This is a genomic window from Amycolatopsis sp. FBCC-B4732, assembly GCF_023008405.1.
GTDB lineage: Bacteria > Actinomycetota > Actinomycetes > Mycobacteriales > Pseudonocardiaceae > Amycolatopsis > Amycolatopsis pretoriensis_A.
Genome location: NZ_CP095376.1, coordinates 9,192,762 through 9,211,006 on the forward strand (window position 1 = coordinate 9,192,762; position 18,245 = coordinate 9,211,006).

Genomic DNA, 18,245 nt, shown 5'->3' on the forward strand with positions numbered 1-18,245 from the left:
GAGAGCCGGAACCCCACGCGCTCGGCACGTCGGCGAAGGTGAAGGTGAAGGTCCGTATCCACATCCCCTCGACGAGCTTGGTTTCTTCGCCAGGGGTTCGGTGGTGGCCACGACTTGGCCGCTTTCGTCCACGAGGGTGACCAGGGAGCCGGCGCTGAGCCGTTGACCGAGGTGCCAGCGGTGTGAAGACAACAGTCAGACCGGTGGCGGGCGCGGCGGCGAGCAAAGCGCCGGTTCGTGACCAAGCGTTATGACGTCGGAACGCGTACACGCGGGTGACGTCCTGAAGCGGATGTGGTGACCCACCCCCACCCACGACCATGGCCCGCATGAAACCCTTCCGCTTCGGTATCGTCGCCGGCTTCGCGCCCGACCTCACCGCCTGGACCGCCCAGGCGCGGCGGGTCGAAGAGCTCGGGTACGACACCCTCCTCGCCACCGATCCCGTCGGGACCTCCGATCCCTTCGTCCTCCTCGGCGCCGCCGCCGCGGTCACCACGCGGCTGAGGCTCGGCACCTTCGTCCTCGCCGATCCCTTCCGGGACGCGCGGGCGCTCGGCTGGCAGGCGCAGACGCTCCACCGGCAGACCGGCGGTCGCTTCGAACTCGGGCTCGGTGTCGGGCGGCCCGGCGCCGAAGAGCAAACCCAGAGGCTCGGCCGGGAATTCCCCTCAGCGGGTGAGCGTGTCACACGGATGGCGGAAACCATCGCGTACCTCAAGCGGACCGCCGACCGGCCGCCGTTGGTACTTGCCGGCGGGGGGCCGAAAATGCTCGCGCTCGCCGCGCAAGAAGCCGACACCGTCACCTTCACCTGGGCGCCGAAAACGACCGAAGCCGAAGCCGGGTCCATTGTGGATCGATTCCGTGCGCTCGCCGGGTCCCGGCTGCCGGACATCGAGCTGGGGCTGAACCTGATGGCCGTCGGTGACGAGCCGTCGCCGGGGATCGCGCGGTGGGCCGGGGTGGACGTGCCCGAACTCGTCGCGGCCGATGCCGTCACCGTACTGCCAGAAGACCCTCGCCGTGCAACGGAAAAGCTTCTCCGGTGGCGGGAGCGGTGGGGGATTTCCTACGTCACGATCAACTCCGGCTACGCGGAACCGTTCGCCGCCATCGCCGCGGAGGCGCGCACGGCAGGTGGGTGAGTGGCCTTCCGATCTTGCGGACCTGCGCCTACGCTCCAATGTTCGTATTCGGGAGTGCTTCGGAGCGTTGTGATGACCGGTCAGCGAACACGCACGATCGACCGGGGGGAACAGGCGGAGCTGAGCCAGCTGCTCGCCGCGGGCCCGTTCGACGTGGCCTTGCGAGCGGCGATCCGGGCCCGTGGGCTCGGGCTCGATCGGATCCGCTATCGCTTGCGTGGCAGGGGAACCGTGGTCAGCCTGGCCACCCTCAGCCACTGGCAGTCCGGGCGGTGCCGCCCGGAACGCGCGGAATCGTTGGAGGCCTTGCGGAATCTCGAGGACATCCTGAACGTGCCGGACGGCTCGCTCAGCAGGCTCCTCGGGCCACCGCGAGGGAGAACGCGGTTCCACGCGCAGCCGCCGCCGCTCAACTGAGCGGCCGCAAGGGAAACACGTAGGCTCGCGGCCATGCGAGCTGTCGTGATCGAAGAGTTCTGCGCTCCGCCCGTCGTGCGGGACGTGCCGGAGCCGGTGGCGCCGCCGGGTGGTGCCGTGATCGAGGTCGACGCGACCGGCGTGTGCCGCAGCGACTGGCACACCTGGCAGGGTCACGACACCGCCGTGACGCTGCCGCACGTCGCCGGGCACGAGCTCGCCGGCCGGGTCGTCGCGCTCGGCGAAGGCGTGCGCGGGTGGGCCCTCGGCGCGCGCGTCACCGTGCCGTTCGTCTGCGCGTGCGGGACCTGCGCCCAGTGCGCGCGCGGCGACCAGCAGATCTGCGACCGCGAGTTCCAGCCCGGTGCGACGCATTGGGGTTCCTTCGCCGAGCGCGTCGCCATCGAGCACGCCGAGACGAACCTGGTGGCGCTGCCGGACTCGATGGGCGCCGCCGAAGCCGCCGCCCTCGGCTGCCGGTTCGGCACGGCGTTCCGCGCGGTGCTGCGGCAGGGCCGGGTCACCGCCGGGCAGTGGGTCTCGGTGTACGGCTGCGGCGGCGTCGGGATCTCCGCCGTCCTGCTGGCAGTCGCCGCGGGCGCCGAGGTGGTCGCGGTCGACGTCTCGCCGGCGGCGCTGGAGCTCGCCGCGAAGTCGGGTGCGGTGCTGACCGTCGACGCGTCGGCGTTCGACGGCCCGGAAGCCGTCGCGGCGCACGTGCGCGAGCTGACCGGGGGCGGCACGCACGTCTCGCTCGACTGCCTCGGGTCGCCCTCGACCTGCGCCGCGTCCGTCGGCAGCCTCCGCAAGCGCGGGCGCCACGTCCAGGCCGGCCTGATGCCGCCGTCGCAGGGCGTCGCGCCGATCCCGATGCACCGGGTCATCGGCGGCGAGCTGGAGCTGGTCGGCATCCACGGGCTCCAGGCCCACGAATACCCGGAGCTGCTGCGGGTCGTCGAGACGGCCGGGATCGACCTCGCCGCGCTGATCGGGCGCCGGATCGGGCTCGACGACGTCCCGGCCGCGCTGGCCGGGATGAACGACCCCGCGCCGGCGCGGGCGGGCGTCACGGTCGTGACTTTCGGTGACTGATCCGCGGCGCCCTGGTCAAGTGACCCGTTCGTAGCTGATCCACGCTGGCGTTGTGACATTCAGGTGTGGGAACGTCTTTTCCATGGTGGCCCAGGGCGAGGGGATTCGGCCGCAGGAGCTTCCCGTTGGTCCGTTGGGACGGCTCCTGCGGCAGTTCACCACCGCGGACGTCACGTTCCGCGGTCACCACCTCGCGCCCTCGATGATCACCGAACGTGCGCGACGGGAGCTTCCGGCACAATCGAGGTGATGGACGCCCTCCTGCCGCGCCCGCGCGCCGAGATCGCGCCCGGCGCGGTGCACCTGCCCGACTGGCTCGGTTTCGACGAGCAGCGCGAGTTCGTCGCGGCCTGCCGCGGCTGGTCCGGCTACCGCCACACCCGCCTGCCGAACGGCGGCCTGATGTCGGTGAAGTCCGTCTGCCTCGGCTGGCACTGGTACCCGTACGGCTACTCGCGCACCACCGGCGAGGGCGAGCCGGTGCTGCCGTTCCCGGACTGGCTCGGCGACCTCGGCCGCCGCGCGCTGGCGGCCGCGACCGGTGAGCAGGCCTACGAGCCGGACGTCGCGCTGGTCAACTTCTACGACGCCACCGCGAAGATGGGGCTGCACCAGGACAAGGACGAGCGCAGCCTGGCGCCGGTGGTCTCGTTCAGCCTCGGCGACGCGTGCGTGTTCCGCTTCGGCAACACCGAAACGCGCGGCAAACCGTACACCGACGTCGAACTCCGCTCGGGCGACGTCTTCGTGTTCGGCGGCCCGTCCCGGCTCGCGTACCACGGCGTCCCGAAGACGTTGCCCGGCACGGCTGACCCGGCGCTCGGCCTGACCGGGCGGCTGAACATCACGCTGCGGGTGTCCGGGCTCTAGTCCTCTATGGACTCAAGTCTCCTTCGGAGAGTTGGTAGTGCTGACGCACTCGATCGCAACATGTTGTAGGCGTAGGCTTTTCCGATGGTCTCGGCTGTATGAGCGCTGCTTTCAGCGCAGGTAGACTGCCCCGAAGTCGAAGTGCAGAAACTGGACAAAACATAGACAAGAGCTGGTCAATAACCGGCCGACAGCTGCGAACTGCGTCCTCCGTGTCTGACTCTTAACCGTGCGATCTGTCTGATGGTCCAGGCGGTCTCGCGGAGGGGGTCTCCGGTTGCAGCCGGCGACCCCCTCGAATCTGTCACCGATCAGCTACCCTCTGTAGCGATACTTCCCTTTGTGCTCGCGGTGAGTGAGAATCGTCATGTCCGCGTGGTTGGAGCTGCAACTCCAGCCGCACCTCCCGGACGACGCCTGGACCGCAGAACAGAAAGGATCGCGTCCGATGTCAGCACTTCACAGGCGAGAGCCTTGTGTCCCGGATCCCTCCCCGTCGGGGTTGGGTGGTCTGTCGTTGCGAACGATCGTCATCGTTATCGCAATCCAGACCTTCATCGGGTTCTTGATCACTCGTGGCTACCCGCTCGGCGCGGCGCTGGCCGCGTCTGGTGCCATCTGTGCGCTCGCGAGCCGGATTGGACCTCGGCTTGCCGAGGTCCGGCCTCGCCGGATTGTTTGACCATGGCCGCGCGGAAGCGATCTTGCGTCAGTCTGGCGGAGGGTCTCGGTGAGGCCAGCTTCCGTGCGGCCAGTTCACTGTTCAGGCTCTCGTAAGTGTGCCGAGGAGGAACAGTGGACCTGAGTGCGGCGGACGTGGTCGGTGAGCTGAAGGTTCTCCGCAAGGGGAGGGCAATCTTCACCACACCGCTCGGCGATCGGGTTGGCCCGGCGTTGCGCCGCACATGTGGCATTTTGGAAGATGACGACACCGTGGAGATCCGGCGTAAAATCGCGAATCGCTTGCGCCCGCTTGTCGAGACGTTGCCGGAGGATCTGAAGATCGCGCTGCTGGGCGCGTTCGCGCTGGACGAAGCCGCGCGGAAGCCGTTCTACCAGGAGCGGGTGCGCTGGGCGGCGATCACGCTGGACCGCGACGAGCGCACCGTCCGGCGGCGCATCGACGACGGCATCGAGCAGATCGCGGCAATGGCGGTGGCGGCGGGCCGGCAGCAGTCTCCGTCGCCCTACCCGAGCCGCAGTTGGCACACCGAAGAACTGCGCGTCTCACTGGCGCTGGATCAGCCGGTGGCGGAGGTGTTCGAAATCCGGCGGGTGGTCGCGGACGCGGACGAAATCAGTGAACTCGATCTCGCGCTGACGCTCACCACGGCCGCCGATTCCGGATCATCGGTGAGTGTTGCAGATCTTGAGGTCGACGTGTTCCACGGCGGTGTACTCACTAGGCGCGAGATGGAGTCGAGCGACCGTGTTGGCCTCGCATTACGGTTGCCGGCGCCCTTGCGGCGCGGGCAGCGGCACGATATAGCACTGCGGTTCCGAGCGCGTTTGCGGGAGCCGCACTATGTGTGCGTCCCGCGGCATCCCTGCGAGTTGTTCGACTTGCACGTCCGGTTCGGGGATCAGGTGCCCGAGCGGATCGTGATGCTGCAGAAGGCGTTTCAGAACGACGCGCGCGACCGGTTCCCGCGCGGCACGGCGCTGACCGCCGACGACGCCGGCGAAGTGCACGTTCAGTTTCGGCACCTTGCGCCCGGATTCGCCTATGGGGTCAGGTGGGACTCGAGTGAAGCCGCGGGGGTTCACTCGCATTGAGCTGATTCGGGTCTCGAACGACAGCTCTAGTCCTCCGTGAACTCTTCTTCCTCCGGCACGACGACGAGCCGGACGGCGAGTACGCGCGAACCCTCCGGGTGCTGCCCCGGCTCGCTGACGTACTTCCAGACCAGGTTCTGGTACTCCTCGACGAACGAGGCGGCCTGCTCCTTCGTCAGGGTCAGCCCCGAGCGGTGGATCTGGTTCCAGCCGCCCGCGCTGTCGTAGCCGGCGTACGCGCGCGTGACCAGGCCCAGGTCGTGGCTCAGCTTCAGCGCGCCCAGCTTCATTGCGGCCTCGCGCTCGTCCGGCGTCATCTCGAGGCCCGGCGGGGTGTAGATGTCCTTCGCCAGCGACTTCCACCAGCGCTCGCGGCCGTCGCCGCGGTCCTCGATCTCCGCGATCAGGTCGAGGTCGGCGAGTTTGCGCAGGTGGTAGCTCGTCGTCCCGGTGCTTTCGCCGAGGGCCTTGGCGACGCTCGTCGAGTTCGCTTCGCCGTGTTTGCCCAGGTAGGACAGGATGTCGCGGCGCACCGGGTTCGCGAGGGCCTTGTAGAAGGCCTTGAGATCCGCGCCGGTGAGCACGCGCTTCTCGGGACGTTGGACCATGGCCGGAGCGTACTACAGAGACTGTTTGCAAAAAATCTCTGCAATCGGCTACCTTGGATCGGAGATTGGGGGTCACGATGAAGAAGCTGTTCTGGGCGGCGGGGTTGTGCCTGCTGGCCACGGCCTGGCTGCTCGGCCGCGAGGATCCGCGGACGCCGTTCGCCGCGATCGGCACGGCGACGCTGCTGCTCACCGACGCTTGGTTCGACGTCGTCGCCGTCGGCGACGACGTCGTGTTTTCCCTGCTCATGGCCGGTCTCGAGGTACCGCCGGTGCTGGCGTGCCTGTCCGTCGCCCTGCCGCGGCCGGCGGTGCCCGCCCATGTCTGAGCTGAGCCCGCGGCTGCGCGACGAGATCGACGACCAGGTCGCGGAAGCCCTCGACGCTTACCTCGCCGAGCAGGGCGACGTCCACCGCGCCCGCCGCGTGTGGCCGCTGTGGCTCGCGATCGCCTTCACCAACATCGCGTGGCTGGTGGTCGTGAGTGTCTAGGGCGGTTCTGACCGCCCTAGACACTCACGACGCGGGACGGAAGCGCACGGTCTGACCCGGCCGCAGCTGGGCCGCGAGGTCGAGGTCGGCCTCCTCGACGACGGCGATCACCGGGTAGCCGCCGGTCGTCGGGTGGTCGGCGTGGAACAGGATCGGGCGGCCGGACGGCGGGACCTGCAGCGAGCCCGGGACGCACGCCTCGGACGGCAGCTCGTCGTGGCGCGCCCGGGCGAGCGGCGCGCCGGTAAACCGGATGCCGACGCGGTCCGAATCGGGCGAGACCGTGTACGCAGTGGACAGCAGGTCGTCCGGGGTGGCGAACCAGTCGCGACGCGGTCCCGGCGTCACCCGCAACACCGGCGATTCCGGCAACGCCGCCCGGGGTGCGAGGTCCACGACGGGGAACTCCCGCGGCGCCAGGCCGATCGGCAGCAGCATGCCCGCGGCGAGCGGCGGCGGGCCCAGCTTTCCCAGCGTGTCCGTTGCCCGCGAGCCCAGCACCGGCGGCACGTCGATGCCGCCGCGCACCGCGACGTAGCAGCGCAGGCCCGAAGAAGCCGTGCCCAGCGCGAGTTCTTCGCCCGGCCACAACGTGATCGGCGAGTTCAAGCCGCCCTTCGACAGCGGGCAAGCGGCTCCGGTCACCGCGACCGTCGTGACGGCCGAAGCGCGCAGCACCAGTCCGCCCAGCGTCACCTCCAGAGCGGCCGCTCCACCGGGGTTCCCGACGAGCCGGTTGGCCAGCCGGAACGACGCGCGGTCGGCCGCGCCGGACCGGCCGACGCCCAGCGCCGCGTGCCCGGGGCGGCCGAGGTCCTGCACCGTCGTCGAGAAGCCCGGCCGCACGACTTCCAGCTTCACGACGGCACCGCCGTGAACCGGACGCGGGTGCCCGGCGGCAGCAGGTTCGGCGGGTCGCGCTCGACGTCCCAGACCGGCACGTCCGTGCGGCCCAGCAGCCGCCAGCCGCCGGGGGACGCGCTCGGGTAGATCGCGCTGTACTCGCCCGCGATCGCCACCGAACCCGGCGGGATCCGGGTGCGCGGCGAAGACCGGCGGGACACGTGCAGGGCCGGGTCCGAGCCGGACAGGTACGCGAAACCCGGCGCGAACCCGCAGAACGCCGAAACGTACGAGCCGCCGCTGTGGCGGGCGATCAGCGCACCGATGCTCAGCCCCGTTTCCGCGGCGACCTCGGCCAGGTCTTCGCCGTCGTACACCACCGGGATCACCACCTCACCCGCGTCGGCCCTCGCACTGTCCACAGGGGACACTTCGCGCAGCACCGCGCCCAGCCGGCCGGCGTCGGTCACCGCCGGGTCGAAGCGGACCAGCAGCGTCCGCGCCGCCGGGACCAGCTCCTCGACGCCGTCCGGGGCCAGTTCCGCCAACGCCGCCTGGTAACCGAGCACGTCGCCGGTCTCGACCAGCACCGCGCGCCGTCCGCACGGCAGCAACCGGACGGTCATCCGGTGAACGCGCCGAGCTGGACGCCGGCGTCGGTCAGCGCCGCCTCGATCCGGCGGGCCAGCTCCACCGCGCCCGGCGTGTCCCCGTGCACGCACAGGGAATCCGGGCGCACGTCGAGCTTGGTGCCGTCCTCGGTCACGACGCCGCCGGTCGCCATGCCGACCGCGCGCTCGGCGACGACGTCGGGGTCGTGCAGGACCGCGCCCGGCCGCTTGCGCGAGACCAGCTTGCCGTCGGCGGTGTACGCGCGGTCCGCGAACGCCTCCGCGTACGCCACCACGCCCGCGATCTCCGCCTGCCGCTGCATTTCCGAGTTCGGCAGGCAGAGCAGCGCGAGCGCGGGGTCGTACCGGCGCAGGCCGTCGACGATCGCCGCGGCCTGCTCGGCGTCCACCGCCGCGGTGTTGTACAGCGCGCCGTGCGGCTTCACGTACGTCACGGCGCTGCCGGCCGCGCGCGCGAACGCGTCGAGCGCGCCGATCTGGTAGAGCACCTCGTCGGCCAGGTCGTCCGGCGCGATGTCGAGCGCGCGCCTGCCGAACCCGGCCAGGTCGCGGTACCCGACGTGCGCGCCGATCGCGACGCCGCGCTCGGCCGCCAGGTCGCACACCCGCCGCATCACCGACGGGTCGCCCGCGTGGAAGCCGCACGCGATGTTCGCGCTGGTCACGATGTCGAGCATGGCTTCGTCGTCGCCCATCTTCCAGGCGCCGAAGCCCTCGCCGAGGTCGCTGTTCAAGTCCATTTCAGCCCACCCGGTATTCGCTGTCGTGGCGGTCGGTGATGAACATGTACCCCGGCGCGTGGGTGATCGCAAAGGGAGGCCGCGACGCCATCAGCGCCGCCTGCGGGGTGACGCCGCAGGCCCAGAACACCGGGACGTCGCTCGCGTGCGCGTCCACCGGATCGCCGAAGTCCGGCCGCGAGAGGTCCTCGATCCCCAGCGCCAGCGGGTCGCCGATGTGCACGGGGGCGCCGTGCACGGCGGGCATCGCCCGGGTGATCCGGATGGCGTCGTCGACGCGGTCCTCCGGGATCTGCCGCATCGACACGACCATCGGCCCGAACAGCCGCCCGGCGGGCTCGCACTGCCGGTTCGTCACGTACATCGCGACGTTGCGGCCCTGCTCGACGTGCCGCAGCGGGACTCCCCCGGCGGCCAGCGCCGTCTCGAACGTGAAGCTGCAGCCGATCGAGAAGGCGACCATGTCGCTGCGCCACAGCCCGGTCGCGTCCGCCACCTCGCCGGCCAGCACGCCGTTCTGCCAGATCCGGTAGCGCGGCAGGTCGGTGCGCAGGTCCGCGCCCTCGGCGAGCCGGGTGCCCGGGTCGCCGGCGTCGGTGACGTCGAGCAGTGGGCACGGCTGCGGGTTGCGGGTGCAGAAGAGCAGGACGTCGTACGCCCAGTCCTCGGGGACGGCGATCAGGTTCGTCTGGGTGAAGCCGTTGGCCCAGCCCGTGGTGGGGCGGGCGGTGCCGCGGCGGAAGGCCGCACGCGCCTGCGCCGGCGTGAACGTGGCCGGCTGGTCAAAGGTCGTCATGAGTTCCCCCTCAATCGACGAGTTCGATGCCCCGGGTTTCCGGGAGGCCGAGCAGCGCGAGCACCGCGATTCCGTAGCCGAGCGCGCCGAAGACGATCGCCCCGCCGGCGCCGAGGAAGCCCACGACGGTCGGGAAGATCGCCCCGACCGCGCGGCCGAAGTTGTAGGTGAAGCCCTGGCCCGTCCCGCGCAGCGCCGTCGGGTACAGCTCGGCGAGGTAGGCGCCGAAGCCGCTGAAGATCGCGGACATCGAGAAGCCGAGCGGGAAGCCGAGGACGAGCACGAGCCCGTTGGCGCCCTTGGGGATCTGCGTGTACGCGACGATCAGCGCGGCCGAGAGCAGCGCGAAGGTCAGGAAGGTTTTCTTGCGCCCCAGCAGGTCCGTGAGGTAGCCGCCGCAGACGTACCCGACGAACGCGCCGGTGATGAGGAACGCGAGGTAGCCGCCGGTGCCGATCACGGTCAGTTCGCGCGTCTTCTTCAGGTACGACGGGAGCCACGTCGAGATCGTGTAGTAGCCGCCCTGGACGCCGGTGGCCAGCAGCGCGGCGAAGAACGTCGTGCGCAGGAGATCGCCCTTGAAGATCCGGAGCAGCGTGCCCTTCGGGCGTTCGGCCTTGAGGCGTTCCTCCGCGCGCGGGGCGTCCTTCACACTCTTGCGGACCCACAGCACGAGCAGCGCCGGGATGACGCCGGTCCAGAACATGATCCGCCAGGCCACGTCGTCGCTCGCGACGGTGAACACCACGGTGTAGACGACCACCGACAGGCCCCAGCCGACCGCCCACGCGCTCTGCACGAACGCCACGGTCCGGCCGCGGTACTTGGCCTGCGAGTACTCCGCGACCAGCGCGGCGCCGGCCGCCCACTCGCCGCCGAAGCCCAGGCCCTGCAGGGCGCGGAAGATCAGCAGCGTCTCGAAGTTCGGCGCGAACCCGCAGAGCACCGTGAAGATCGTGTACATCGCGATGGTGATCTGGAGCGTGCGGACGCGGCCGATGCGGTCGGCGAGCATGCCCGCGCCGACGCCGCCGACGGCCGACACGACCAGCGTCGTCGTGCCCAGCAGGCCGGCTTCGCCGCTCGAAATGCCGAAATAGACCGTGATGGCGGCCAGGCCGAGCGGCAGCGTCTGGTAGTCGAACGAGTCCAGGCCGTAGCCGCCGAACGCGCCGACGAAGGCACGCCGTCCGCGTTTGCCGAGCGTGCGGAACCAGTCGAACGGCCGGGCCTCGGTTGCAGTGGTCGCGGTCATGGGCACCTCCTGGCCAGTGTCTCTCATCGTGGCGTGCCTCACACGGTAGGGATTGTTCAACAATTCCACAAGATGGCAATTGGATCGTCCCCTGTGTGACGGGTACCATCGGAGTGTGGTCACCGAAGACAGCGGGTTACCGGGCCTGGCGGCCGACCGCGGCCTGGTCAGCCGCAAGAGCACGGCCGAACGGGTCGCCGGCGTCCTGCGCAAGCGCATCGCGGAGGGCTTCTTCCTGCCCGGCGGCCGGCTCTCGGAGCAGGACATCGGCAACGCGCTCGGCGTCTCGCGCAACACGCTGCGCGAGGCGTTCCGGCTGCTCACGCACGAGCGGCTGCTGGCCCACGAGCTCAACCGCGGGGTCTTCGTCCGCATCCCGAGCATCGAGGACGTCGTCGACATCTACCGCGTCCGCAAGATCATCGAGTGTGCGGCGGTCCGCGGGGTGACGGCCAAGCCGGCGTCCTTCGCGCGGATCAAGGAGAAGGTCGACATCGGCGACGAGGCCGCCCGCTCCGGCAACTGGAAGGACCTCGGCACCGCGAACGTGTGGTTCCACCAGGAGCTGGCCGCGCTGTCCGGCAGCGAGCGCGTCAACGAGCTGGTCGGCAGGCTGACCGCCGAGCTGCGGCTGGTCTTCCACATCATGGCCGAGCCGCGCCGCTTCCACGAGCGCTACCTGCCGCGCAACCACGAGATCCTCGACCGCATCGAGGCGGGCGACGGGCCGGGCGCGGAGCAGCTGCTGATGAAGTACCTCGCGGACGCGGAGGAGCAGCTGGTCGAGGCGTACGCCGATCGAGCGGACGCCGCCCGCGCGGCGAGCGCGGCGGAGTAGCTACCGCCGTCGCACGATCTCGGCGATCCAGACGGGCGCGAACGGGGAAGTGCAGTTCGGCGGCGTCGGGTAGTCCTTGAGGACTTCCAGGCGTTCGCCGATCTCGATCGCCCGCGCGCGCAGCTCGGCGTGCTCGATGCCGATCTGGGCCAGGCAGTGGTTCATCGCCCACTGCAGGCGGTCCGGGGCGTTCTTCATGTCTTTCTCGATGACGTCGAGGAGTTCGGCCAGGCCCGCGGTCATCGCGGGTACGCGAGCGGTCGTCAACGCCCAGCCGGCGCTCGCGACCACCGGGTCCGGGTCGGCGAACCAGGCCTCGCGCAGTTCTTCGGCGTGCGGGCTCTTCTTGACGACGTAGTTGACGAGCCAGTCGTGCACCTTCGGCGTGCGCGCGGTGCGGAGCATGGCGTCGAGCTCGGCGCGCTCGAAGGCCTTGGGGCGGCAGATCAGCGTCGCGAGGAGCTTGGCCGCGGTGTCGTCCGTCGCCCACAGTTCACGCGCGAGGTCTTGCTGCGTCTTCAACCGTTTGGCGACGGCGCGCAGCTTGCTCAGGTTGACGCCGTGGTCGTCGCCGTGCTTTTCGTTGACCGCACGGGCCTTGGGGTCGTCGAGGGCCGCCAGCTCGGCCAGCACTTCGTCCACGGTCGTCTCCGCCACGCCGTCAGTTTACGGTGCGCGTTCGGGCACGCTTGGCGTCCGGACGGGCCGAGCACCGGCCGCGTGCGATTCCGGCTGGATAACCTCGGTGCGGTTCCGCCGCCGGAGACCCCCAGCGGCAGGCGGACCACGCTGCCGGGTCGCCGCCTCCCCAGTGCCGCGGCCCGGCAGCCCTACTCCGTGTGTCAGCCGGCGTAGCGCGCGAAGATGCGCGTGAAGTCCCACGCCTGCTGGGAAACGCCCGAACACGTGTCGTTGTTCGGGTAGGCGCCCGGGCAGGGGCGGTCGCGGTTGGCCGACCAGAACGTCAACCGGGCCAGGTGGTGCGCGTTCGCGTAGCCCAGGATGGTGGTGAAGTCGTTCAGGGTGACCGTCTCGCTGTTGTCGGTGATGCCGTTCATCGACGAGATGCCCATGTGCCGGTAGGCGGTGTCGTCGTCGTAGCCGTACGCGCCCTTGACGACGTTCTTGAGGCCCTCGGCCGCCCGCTGGGTCAGCGTGCCCATGTTCTGGCCGGCGCCGCCGAAGTCGAACGGCATGATGACCCAGCCGTCGACGGTGAGCCCGGCCTGCGCGGCCCGGTTCACCAGGCTGTTGTCCGGTCCGGACTGGCCGGTGCCGAAGGTGACGTACAGCTTGATGCCCGGGTTGTTCGCCCGGACCGTCTTCAGCGCGTCGACCGCGCGCTGCTGCACCGTCGGGTTGCTGTAGGCGTCGGCCTCGATGTCGATGTCGATCGCCTTGAGGCCGTAGGCGTTGATCACCTTCTGGTAGCCGGCCGCCAGTTCACCGGCGCTGCCGCACGACGACTCCAGCTTGTTGCCGGAGTAGCCGCCGAACGACGGGATGATGTCGCCGCCGCCCGCGCGGATGGTGTCGATCGTGCTCTGGTCGACGCCGCCGGCGAGCGCGCGGCCGCCGTCCCACTGCGGGTTGCAGTAGCCGTTGGACAGGATGAACGCCATCGTGAACCACTTGACGCCGGTGGCGTTCATGATCGTGGACGGGTTGGGCGGGTCGCCCCAGCCGTTGTAGAGGTACGGCGCGACGGCCATCGCGCCCGGCCCGGTCGGCGGCGGGGTGGTGCCGCCGGACGGGAGCGTCCACTGCTGGTTGGCCGTGCTCGCGCACGTCCAGATCTGCAGCCGGGTGCCGTTGGCACTCGAGTTCCCGGTGGCGTCGAGGCACTTGCCCGAGCCGGTGTTGACGAGGTTCTTCGCCGCGTTGGCCGTCCACTTCTGGGCATTGCTGCCATTGCAGTCCCAGAGCTGGATCGTCGTGCCGTTCGCGGTGCCGGCGCTCGTCACGTCGAGGCACTTGCCCAGCGCCTGCAGGGATCCGTCGGAGCCGACTGTCCACTGTTGAGCGTTGGAGCCGTTGCAGTCGTAGAGCTGGACGGCGGTTCCGTTGGCGGTGCTCGCCGCGTTGACGTCGACGCACTTGCCGGCGATGCCGGTGATCGGCCCGGTCGCCGCCTGCGCGACACCGGGGGCGAGAACCAGCGCCGACGCGGCGATCAGGGCGCCGAGTACTGCTGTCTTCTTCATGCGGGCACGTTCCACTTCTGGTTGGCGGCACCGGTGCAGGTCCAGATCTGCAGCCGGGTGCCGTTGGCGCTGGAGTTGCCGGTGGCGTCGACGCATTTGTTCGACGCGGAGCCGACGAGGTCCTTGGCCGCGGTGGCCGCCCATCTCTGGTTGGCCGTCCCACCGCAGTCCCAGAGCTGCAGCTGGGCGCCGTCCGCTGTGGACTGTCCGGTGACGTCGAGGCACTTGCCGAGCGCGCGGATCGTGCCGTCGGTGCCGGCGGTCCACTGCTGGGCCGTCGAGCCGTTGCAGTCGTAGAGCTGGACCGCGGTGCCGTTGGCGCTGCTCGCCCCGGCGACGTCGACGCACTTCCCGCCGAGGCCGGTGATCGGGCCGGTCCCGCCGGTGCCGCCGCCGTTGCCCTGGTTGCCGCTCCACGTGAACGTCGCCGAGGTGTGACCGGGCAGGGAGTAGGTGAACGACGAGTTGCCCCAGTTCACCCGCACGCTCTGGGCGCCGGTGCCCGAGTTGTACGCGATCAGCGCCTTCGAGCCGTCCGGGTTCTTCCAGGCGACGTTGCGGACGGTCGAGTTGTCGTTCGAGTCGATCCGGTACGCGCCCGGCTTCACGAACTTCGTCAGGTGGCCCATCGTGTAGTACTCGACGGTGTAGTCGACCTGCCCGCTGCGCGAGTCTCCGTTGTGGACGGTGATCAGGCCGGTGCAGGTGCCGCAGCCGCCGTTGTGCGGCCCCATGTTCTGGTCGACGGCGAGGCTCCACTTGGTCACGCTCTTCGACCAGTTCCGGGTGTAGTCCACGATGTTGTTCATGTCTTCGGCCTGCTGGTTCGAGATCCAGGTGCCACCGGAGTGCTCGGTCGAGTAGGCGTTGACGTTCGGGTACTGGTTGTGCGTGGTCGTCTGCTGCGCGATGTTCCCGCCGTAGCCGTGCCAGGCCACGCCCCCGAAGTTCGGGTGGGTGCGGATCGCCGCGTCGTCCAGGGTCGGGGCGCCGTAGGAGGCGTAGGTGTCCCAGTTCCAGTCGAGCGCGAAGACCTTTGTGGACAGTCCGGCACCCTGCAGGGCCGGCAGCAGGTTGTTCTTCGCGAAGTACGCGAGCCCGGCGCCGTTCCAGTTGGTCGACGGGTAGCTCGCGCAGCACGTCGGCTCGTTCTGCATCGAGACGTAGTCGATCGGCACGCCAGCGGCCTGGTAGGCCTGGAGGTACTTGACGAAGTACTGCGCGTAGGCCGGGTAGTACTGCGATTCGACCCAGCCGAGCAGGTAGCTGTCGTTGTCCTTCATCCACGGCGGCGCGCTCCACGGCGACGCCATCACCTTGGCCTGTGGGTTGAGCTGCTTGGCCTGCTTGGTCAGCGGCAGCACGTCGGCCTGGTCGTGGGCGATCGAGAAGTGCGTCAGGTTCGGGTCGGTCTGCCCGGCCGGCACGTCGTCGAAGGTGTAGCTGTAGCGGGCCAGGTCGGACGCGCCGAGCGGGTTGCGGATGAAGCTCAGCCCGATGCCGTTGTTCGGGTCGAACAGCTTGCGCATCGTGTCGTCGCGGGTGGCTGGGGACAGTGCGCCGCTGGAGTTCATCAGCCAGGCCGCGGTGTCCGTGAAGGACGCTCCGCCACCCTCGAACTGTTGGTAGGTGGTGCCTTCGTTGACGTTGATGGTCACGCCACCGGTGCCGGTGCCCGCGGCGAACGAGATCGGCGTCTGCTGCTGGAGGCCGCGGGTGACCGTCCGGCCACCGGAGTCGCTGGTGGTGGTGAGCCAGATGTTGACGGTTTCGCCCGCGGCTTGCGCGGGCGCGGCGAAGGTGGCCGCGGCGAGCGCGGTCACGCCGAGCAGGGTGAGCAGTTTCCTCATGGGAGCGTCCACTTCTGGTTCGCGCCGGACCCACAGGTCCAGATCTGGAGCCGGGTCCCGTTGGCGCTCGAGTTCCCGGTGGCGTCGAGGCACTTGCCGGAGCCGGTGTTGACGAGGTTCTTCGCCGCGTTGGCCGACCACTTTTGCGCGTTGCTTCCGTTGCAGTCCCACAGCTGGGTCTGAGTGCCGTTCGCGGTGCCCGCGCTGGTGACGTCGAGGCACTTGCCGAGTGCTTTCACGGTTCCGTCGGTGCCGACTGTCCACTGTTGAGCGCCTGAGCCGTTGCAGTCGTAGAGCTGGACGGCGGTTCCGTTGGCGTTGTTCGCACCCGCGACGTCGGCGCACTTGCCGCCGATGCCCTTGATCGGCCCGGCCGTGCCGGCGGGCGGGGGCGTGGTGCCGCCGACGAACTGCGTGGCGACCTGCTCGCCGAGGCTGACCGCGTTCCCGTGGTTCTCGATCGGGTCGACGTGCGTGTTCGGGAACACGACGTAGGTCACCGGGCCTTCGGTGCCGCCGTTCTTCGGGTCGGGGTTGATGCCGAGGCTGACGGCGGTCGCGTAGGACGCCTCACCGATGATGCTCGTCGGGCCGGTGTCGCCGACGACCGCGTAGGTGACTTGGTTGTTGTAGATCACCGCCACGACCGAACCGCCGTCGATCCCGTAGTTGCGGTAGTCCCATGTGGACGTCGGCTGCGGGAGGACGATGTAGGGCAGTTGCGCCGCGTTGAGCGGCTGGTCGGTCGAGGTGTGGAACGCGGTGTCGGGGTAGAAGCAGCAGTCGGTGTTCTCGTTGCACTGCGTGGTGCGGACACCGTCGCAGTCGACGTCCATGTCGGCGGTGAAGAACACGGCGCCGGCGGTCTGGCAGACGGGAACGGTGGCCGCGCCGCCTTCGTCGAAGGAATACTTGCCGTTGGAGATCTGCTGGCAGTTCTGGATTTTTGCGAGCAGCTGGCTCGCCGACGGGCCCGCTTCGACCGCCGCTTGGGCGGAGCCGGACGTGAGGAAAGAAAGCGCTAACAGGGCACACCCCATTAGCGCGACGAGGATTCGCCGCACTGGTTTCTCCTTATGGGGAAAGGGTCGTGAGTGTTTAGGGCGGTCAGAACCGCCCTAAACACTCACGAGGGGTGAGCGGATCAGGGCGTGGTCCACTTCTGGTTCGCGCCGCCGCCGCAGGTCCAGATCTGCAGTCGGGTGCCGTTCGCACTCGAGTTGCCGGTGGCGTCGAGGCACTTGTTCGCGTTGGGGTTCACGATGTCCTTCGCCCCGGAGATCGCCCACTTCTGGGCGCCGGTGCCGTTGCAGTCGTAGAGCTGCACCGGTGTCCCGTCGGCGGTGCCCGCCGCGTTGACGTCCATGCACTTGCCGAGGGCGCGGATGGTGCCGTCGGTGCCGATCGTCCAGTTCTGCGCGGCGTTGCCGTTGCAGTCGGTGATCTGGATCGGTGTCCCGTTGGCGCTGTTCGCGCCGGCGACGTCGACGCACTTGCCGCCGATCCCGGTGATCCGGCCGGTGGGCGGGGTGCCGCCGCCGGTGTCGGTGGTGACGTGCACGTAGTCGACGACCAGCTGCTGCGGGAACTGCGTGCTGCTGTTGGGGTCGCCGGGCCAGTACCCGCCGACGGCGAGGTTCAGGATCAGGAAGAAGCTGTGGTCGTAGACCCAGCGGTTGCCGTTGAGGTCCGACGGCGTGCGCGTCTGGTAGAGGTTCCCGTCGACGTACCACTTGATCTGGTTGGGCGCCCAGTTGACGGCGTAGGTGTGGAAGTCGTCGGAGAAGTTCGGGCCGTTGTAGGCCGCGCCGATGCCGCCGGAGCCGGAGTAGCCGGGCCCGTGGATGGTGCCGTGCACGGTGTTCGGCTCGAACCCGACGTTCTCCATGACGTCGATTTCGCCGTCGGTGGGCCAGTTCCCGCCGCCGAGCATCCAGAACGCGGGCCACATGCCCTGGCCGCGCGGGAGCTTCATGCGCGTCTCGAAGTGGCCGTAGGCCTGGCTGAACTTGCCGGCGGTGTTCATCCGAGCGGAGGTGTACTCGCAGCGGCCGTACCAGCAGTTGTAGTTGCCGGGGTTTTCCTTCTTGGCCGTGATGACGAGGTGGCCCTGCCCGTCGAGCTGGGCGTTGCTGGTGCCGGAGGTGTAGTACTGCCGCTCGTGGTTGTTGACGTTGTCACCGGTCTCGAGCTGCCACTTCGACCCGTCGACGGCGGACCCGGCGGGCCCGTTGAAGTCATCGGTGAAGGTGGCCGCGGCTTCGGCGGCCGGCGCGGTCAGCGCTTGCTGCCCGAGGACGAGCAGCGAACAGGCGGCGAAGAGCGCCGCCCATCTCTTGCGGAGTTTTGAGGTGGACATCGTTGTCGCCTCTCTCACCGTTGGGGGGACGGCGTTCCGCGCGCAGCACGGAACGCGGGGAGGGGGAGGTGCTGCGCATGCCGGGGCGGCGGCAGGCGCGGTTCAGCCCTCGAGCCGGGGCGGGGTGGCTCGGGGACGGGCTTTGTTGTGTCTGGCAACAAAGTATGCATGGTCCAGACAAGCCGGGCAACCGTCGGACCGTCATTTTTTTTCAACCCGAATTAAGGGTGGGTGAGTGACGGTGAGCTGGCGCGTTGGGATTCCCGGTGAGTGGGGCACGGGTGGTTCGGCTCGTGCTCGCGGGTGTTGTGGGTGGGTTGTGCGG

19 protein-coding genes are annotated in these 18,245 nt (G+C 69.5%); 8 read left to right on the forward strand and 11 right to left on the reverse strand.

Going from position 1 to position 18,245, the window contains the following annotated elements:
* Nucleotides 1-329 precede the first annotated feature (329 nt).
* The 5 genes from MUY14_RS41800 to MUY14_RS41820 all read left to right on the forward strand — a co-directional run bounded on the left by MUY14_RS41800 (nt 330) and on the right by MUY14_RS41820 (nt 5,303).
* Nucleotides 330-1,148, forward strand: coding sequence for an LLM class flavin-dependent oxidoreductase (locus MUY14_RS41800; RefSeq protein ID WP_247018057.1), 819 nt, complete (start codon nt 330-332; stop codon nt 1,146-1,148).
* A gap of 72 nt (nt 1,149-1,220) precedes the next feature.
* Nucleotides 1,221-1,565 (forward strand): transcriptional regulator, encoded by a 345-nt coding sequence (locus tag MUY14_RS41805; RefSeq protein ID WP_247018059.1) that lies wholly within the window; start codon nt 1,221-1,223, stop codon nt 1,563-1,565.
* A 33-nt stretch (nt 1,566-1,598) separates the two neighbouring features.
* A complete protein-coding gene (locus MUY14_RS41810; RefSeq protein ID WP_247018061.1) occupies nt 1,599-2,657 on the forward strand; it encodes an alcohol dehydrogenase catalytic domain-containing protein in 1,059 nt (352 codons plus the stop codon).
* A gap of 249 nt (nt 2,658-2,906) precedes the next feature.
* A complete protein-coding gene (locus MUY14_RS41815) occupies nt 2,907-3,527 on the forward strand; it encodes an alpha-ketoglutarate-dependent dioxygenase AlkB (RefSeq protein ID WP_247018063.1) in 621 nt (206 codons plus the stop codon).
* Nucleotides 3,528-4,322: 795 nt separating this feature from the next.
* On the forward strand, nt 4,323-5,303 hold the full coding sequence (locus tag MUY14_RS41820) for a hypothetical protein (protein WP_247018065.1): 981 nt from the start codon (nt 4,323-4,325) through the stop codon (nt 5,301-5,303).
* A 26-nt stretch (nt 5,304-5,329) separates the two neighbouring features.
* On the opposite strand, the gene MUY14_RS41825 is transcribed toward MUY14_RS41820, so the two are convergent.
* Nucleotides 5,330-5,911 (reverse strand): helix-turn-helix transcriptional regulator, encoded by a 582-nt coding sequence (locus tag MUY14_RS41825; protein ID WP_247018067.1) that lies wholly within the window; start codon nt 5,909-5,911, stop codon nt 5,330-5,332.
* A gap of 77 nt (nt 5,912-5,988) precedes the next feature.
* Between MUY14_RS41825 and MUY14_RS41830 the strand changes: the two genes are divergently transcribed.
* Nucleotides 5,989-6,240, forward strand: coding sequence for a hypothetical protein (locus MUY14_RS41830; RefSeq protein WP_247018068.1), 252 nt, complete (start codon nt 5,989-5,991; stop codon nt 6,238-6,240).
* Nucleotides 6,233-6,403 (forward strand): hypothetical protein, encoded by a 171-nt coding sequence (locus MUY14_RS41835; protein ID WP_247018070.1) that lies wholly within the window; start codon nt 6,233-6,235, stop codon nt 6,401-6,403. The genes MUY14_RS41830 and MUY14_RS41835 overlap by 8 nt, the downstream gene beginning before the upstream one ends.
* Before the next feature lie 24 nt (nt 6,404-6,427).
* Here MUY14_RS41835 and MUY14_RS41840 read toward each other — a convergent pair whose 3' ends face one another.
* Genes MUY14_RS41840 through MUY14_RS41860 form a run of 5 tightly spaced genes read right to left on the reverse strand, consistent with a single transcriptional unit; the run spans nt 6,428 to nt 10,669 of the window.
* Entirely contained in the window at nt 6,428-7,264 is an 837-nt protein-coding gene (locus tag MUY14_RS41840) for a biotin-dependent carboxyltransferase family protein (RefSeq protein WP_247018073.1), read from the reverse strand.
* Complete coding sequence (locus MUY14_RS41845) at nt 7,261-7,872, reverse strand: allophanate hydrolase subunit 1 (RefSeq protein ID WP_247018075.1); 612 nt, start codon at nt 7,870-7,872, stop codon at nt 7,261-7,263. The genes MUY14_RS41840 and MUY14_RS41845 overlap by 4 nt, the downstream gene beginning before the upstream one ends.
* Nucleotides 7,869-8,618 (reverse strand): LamB/YcsF family protein, encoded by a 750-nt coding sequence (locus tag MUY14_RS41850; RefSeq protein ID WP_247018077.1) that lies wholly within the window; start codon nt 8,616-8,618, stop codon nt 7,869-7,871. Before MUY14_RS41850 ends, MUY14_RS41845 begins: the two co-directional genes overlap by 4 nt.
* A gap of 1 nt (nt 8,619) precedes the next feature.
* Nucleotides 8,620-9,414 carry a putative hydro-lyase gene (locus MUY14_RS41855; RefSeq protein WP_247018079.1) on the reverse strand — a complete coding sequence of 265 codons (795 nt, stop codon included), beginning with the start codon at nt 9,412-9,414 and terminating at the stop codon, nt 8,620-8,622.
* Nucleotides 9,415-9,424: 10 nt separating this feature from the next.
* Nucleotides 9,425-10,669 (reverse strand): MFS transporter, encoded by a 1,245-nt coding sequence (locus MUY14_RS41860; protein ID WP_247018080.1) that lies wholly within the window; start codon nt 10,667-10,669, stop codon nt 9,425-9,427.
* A gap of 115 nt (nt 10,670-10,784) precedes the next feature.
* Between MUY14_RS41860 and MUY14_RS41865 the strand changes: the two genes are divergently transcribed.
* A complete protein-coding gene (locus MUY14_RS41865) occupies nt 10,785-11,507 on the forward strand; it encodes a GntR family transcriptional regulator (RefSeq protein ID WP_247018081.1) in 723 nt (240 codons plus the stop codon).
* Here MUY14_RS41865 and MUY14_RS41870 read toward each other — a convergent pair whose 3' ends face one another.
* The 5 genes from MUY14_RS41870 to MUY14_RS41895 form a co-directional block, all read right to left on the reverse strand.
* The gene (locus MUY14_RS41870) at nt 11,508-12,164 is read right to left on the reverse strand and encodes a DNA alkylation repair protein (RefSeq protein WP_247018082.1); all 657 of its coding nucleotides are present in this window, start codon (nt 12,162-12,164) and stop codon (nt 11,508-11,510) included.
* A 185-nt stretch (nt 12,165-12,349) separates the two neighbouring features.
* Complete coding sequence (locus tag MUY14_RS41875) at nt 12,350-13,711, reverse strand: chitinase (RefSeq protein WP_247018083.1); 1,362 nt, start codon at nt 13,709-13,711, stop codon at nt 12,350-12,352.
* Nucleotides 13,708-15,561: a ricin-type beta-trefoil lectin domain protein gene (locus tag MUY14_RS41880; RefSeq protein ID WP_247018085.1), complete on the reverse strand. Its 1,854-nt coding sequence runs from the start codon at nt 15,559-15,561 to the stop codon at nt 13,708-13,710. Before MUY14_RS41880 ends, MUY14_RS41875 begins: the two co-directional genes overlap by 4 nt.
* Nucleotides 15,558-16,625: a ricin-type beta-trefoil lectin domain protein gene (locus MUY14_RS47165; RefSeq protein ID WP_315863243.1), complete on the reverse strand. Its 1,068-nt coding sequence runs from the start codon at nt 16,623-16,625 to the stop codon at nt 15,558-15,560. Before MUY14_RS47165 ends, MUY14_RS41880 begins: the two co-directional genes overlap by 4 nt.
* An 80-nt stretch (nt 16,626-16,705) precedes the next feature.
* Nucleotides 16,706-17,920, reverse strand: a complete 1,215-nt coding sequence (locus tag MUY14_RS41895; RefSeq protein ID WP_247018087.1) for a glycoside hydrolase family 16 protein — start codon at nt 17,918-17,920, stop codon at nt 16,706-16,708.
* Between the last annotated feature and the right edge of the window lie 325 nt (nt 17,921-18,245).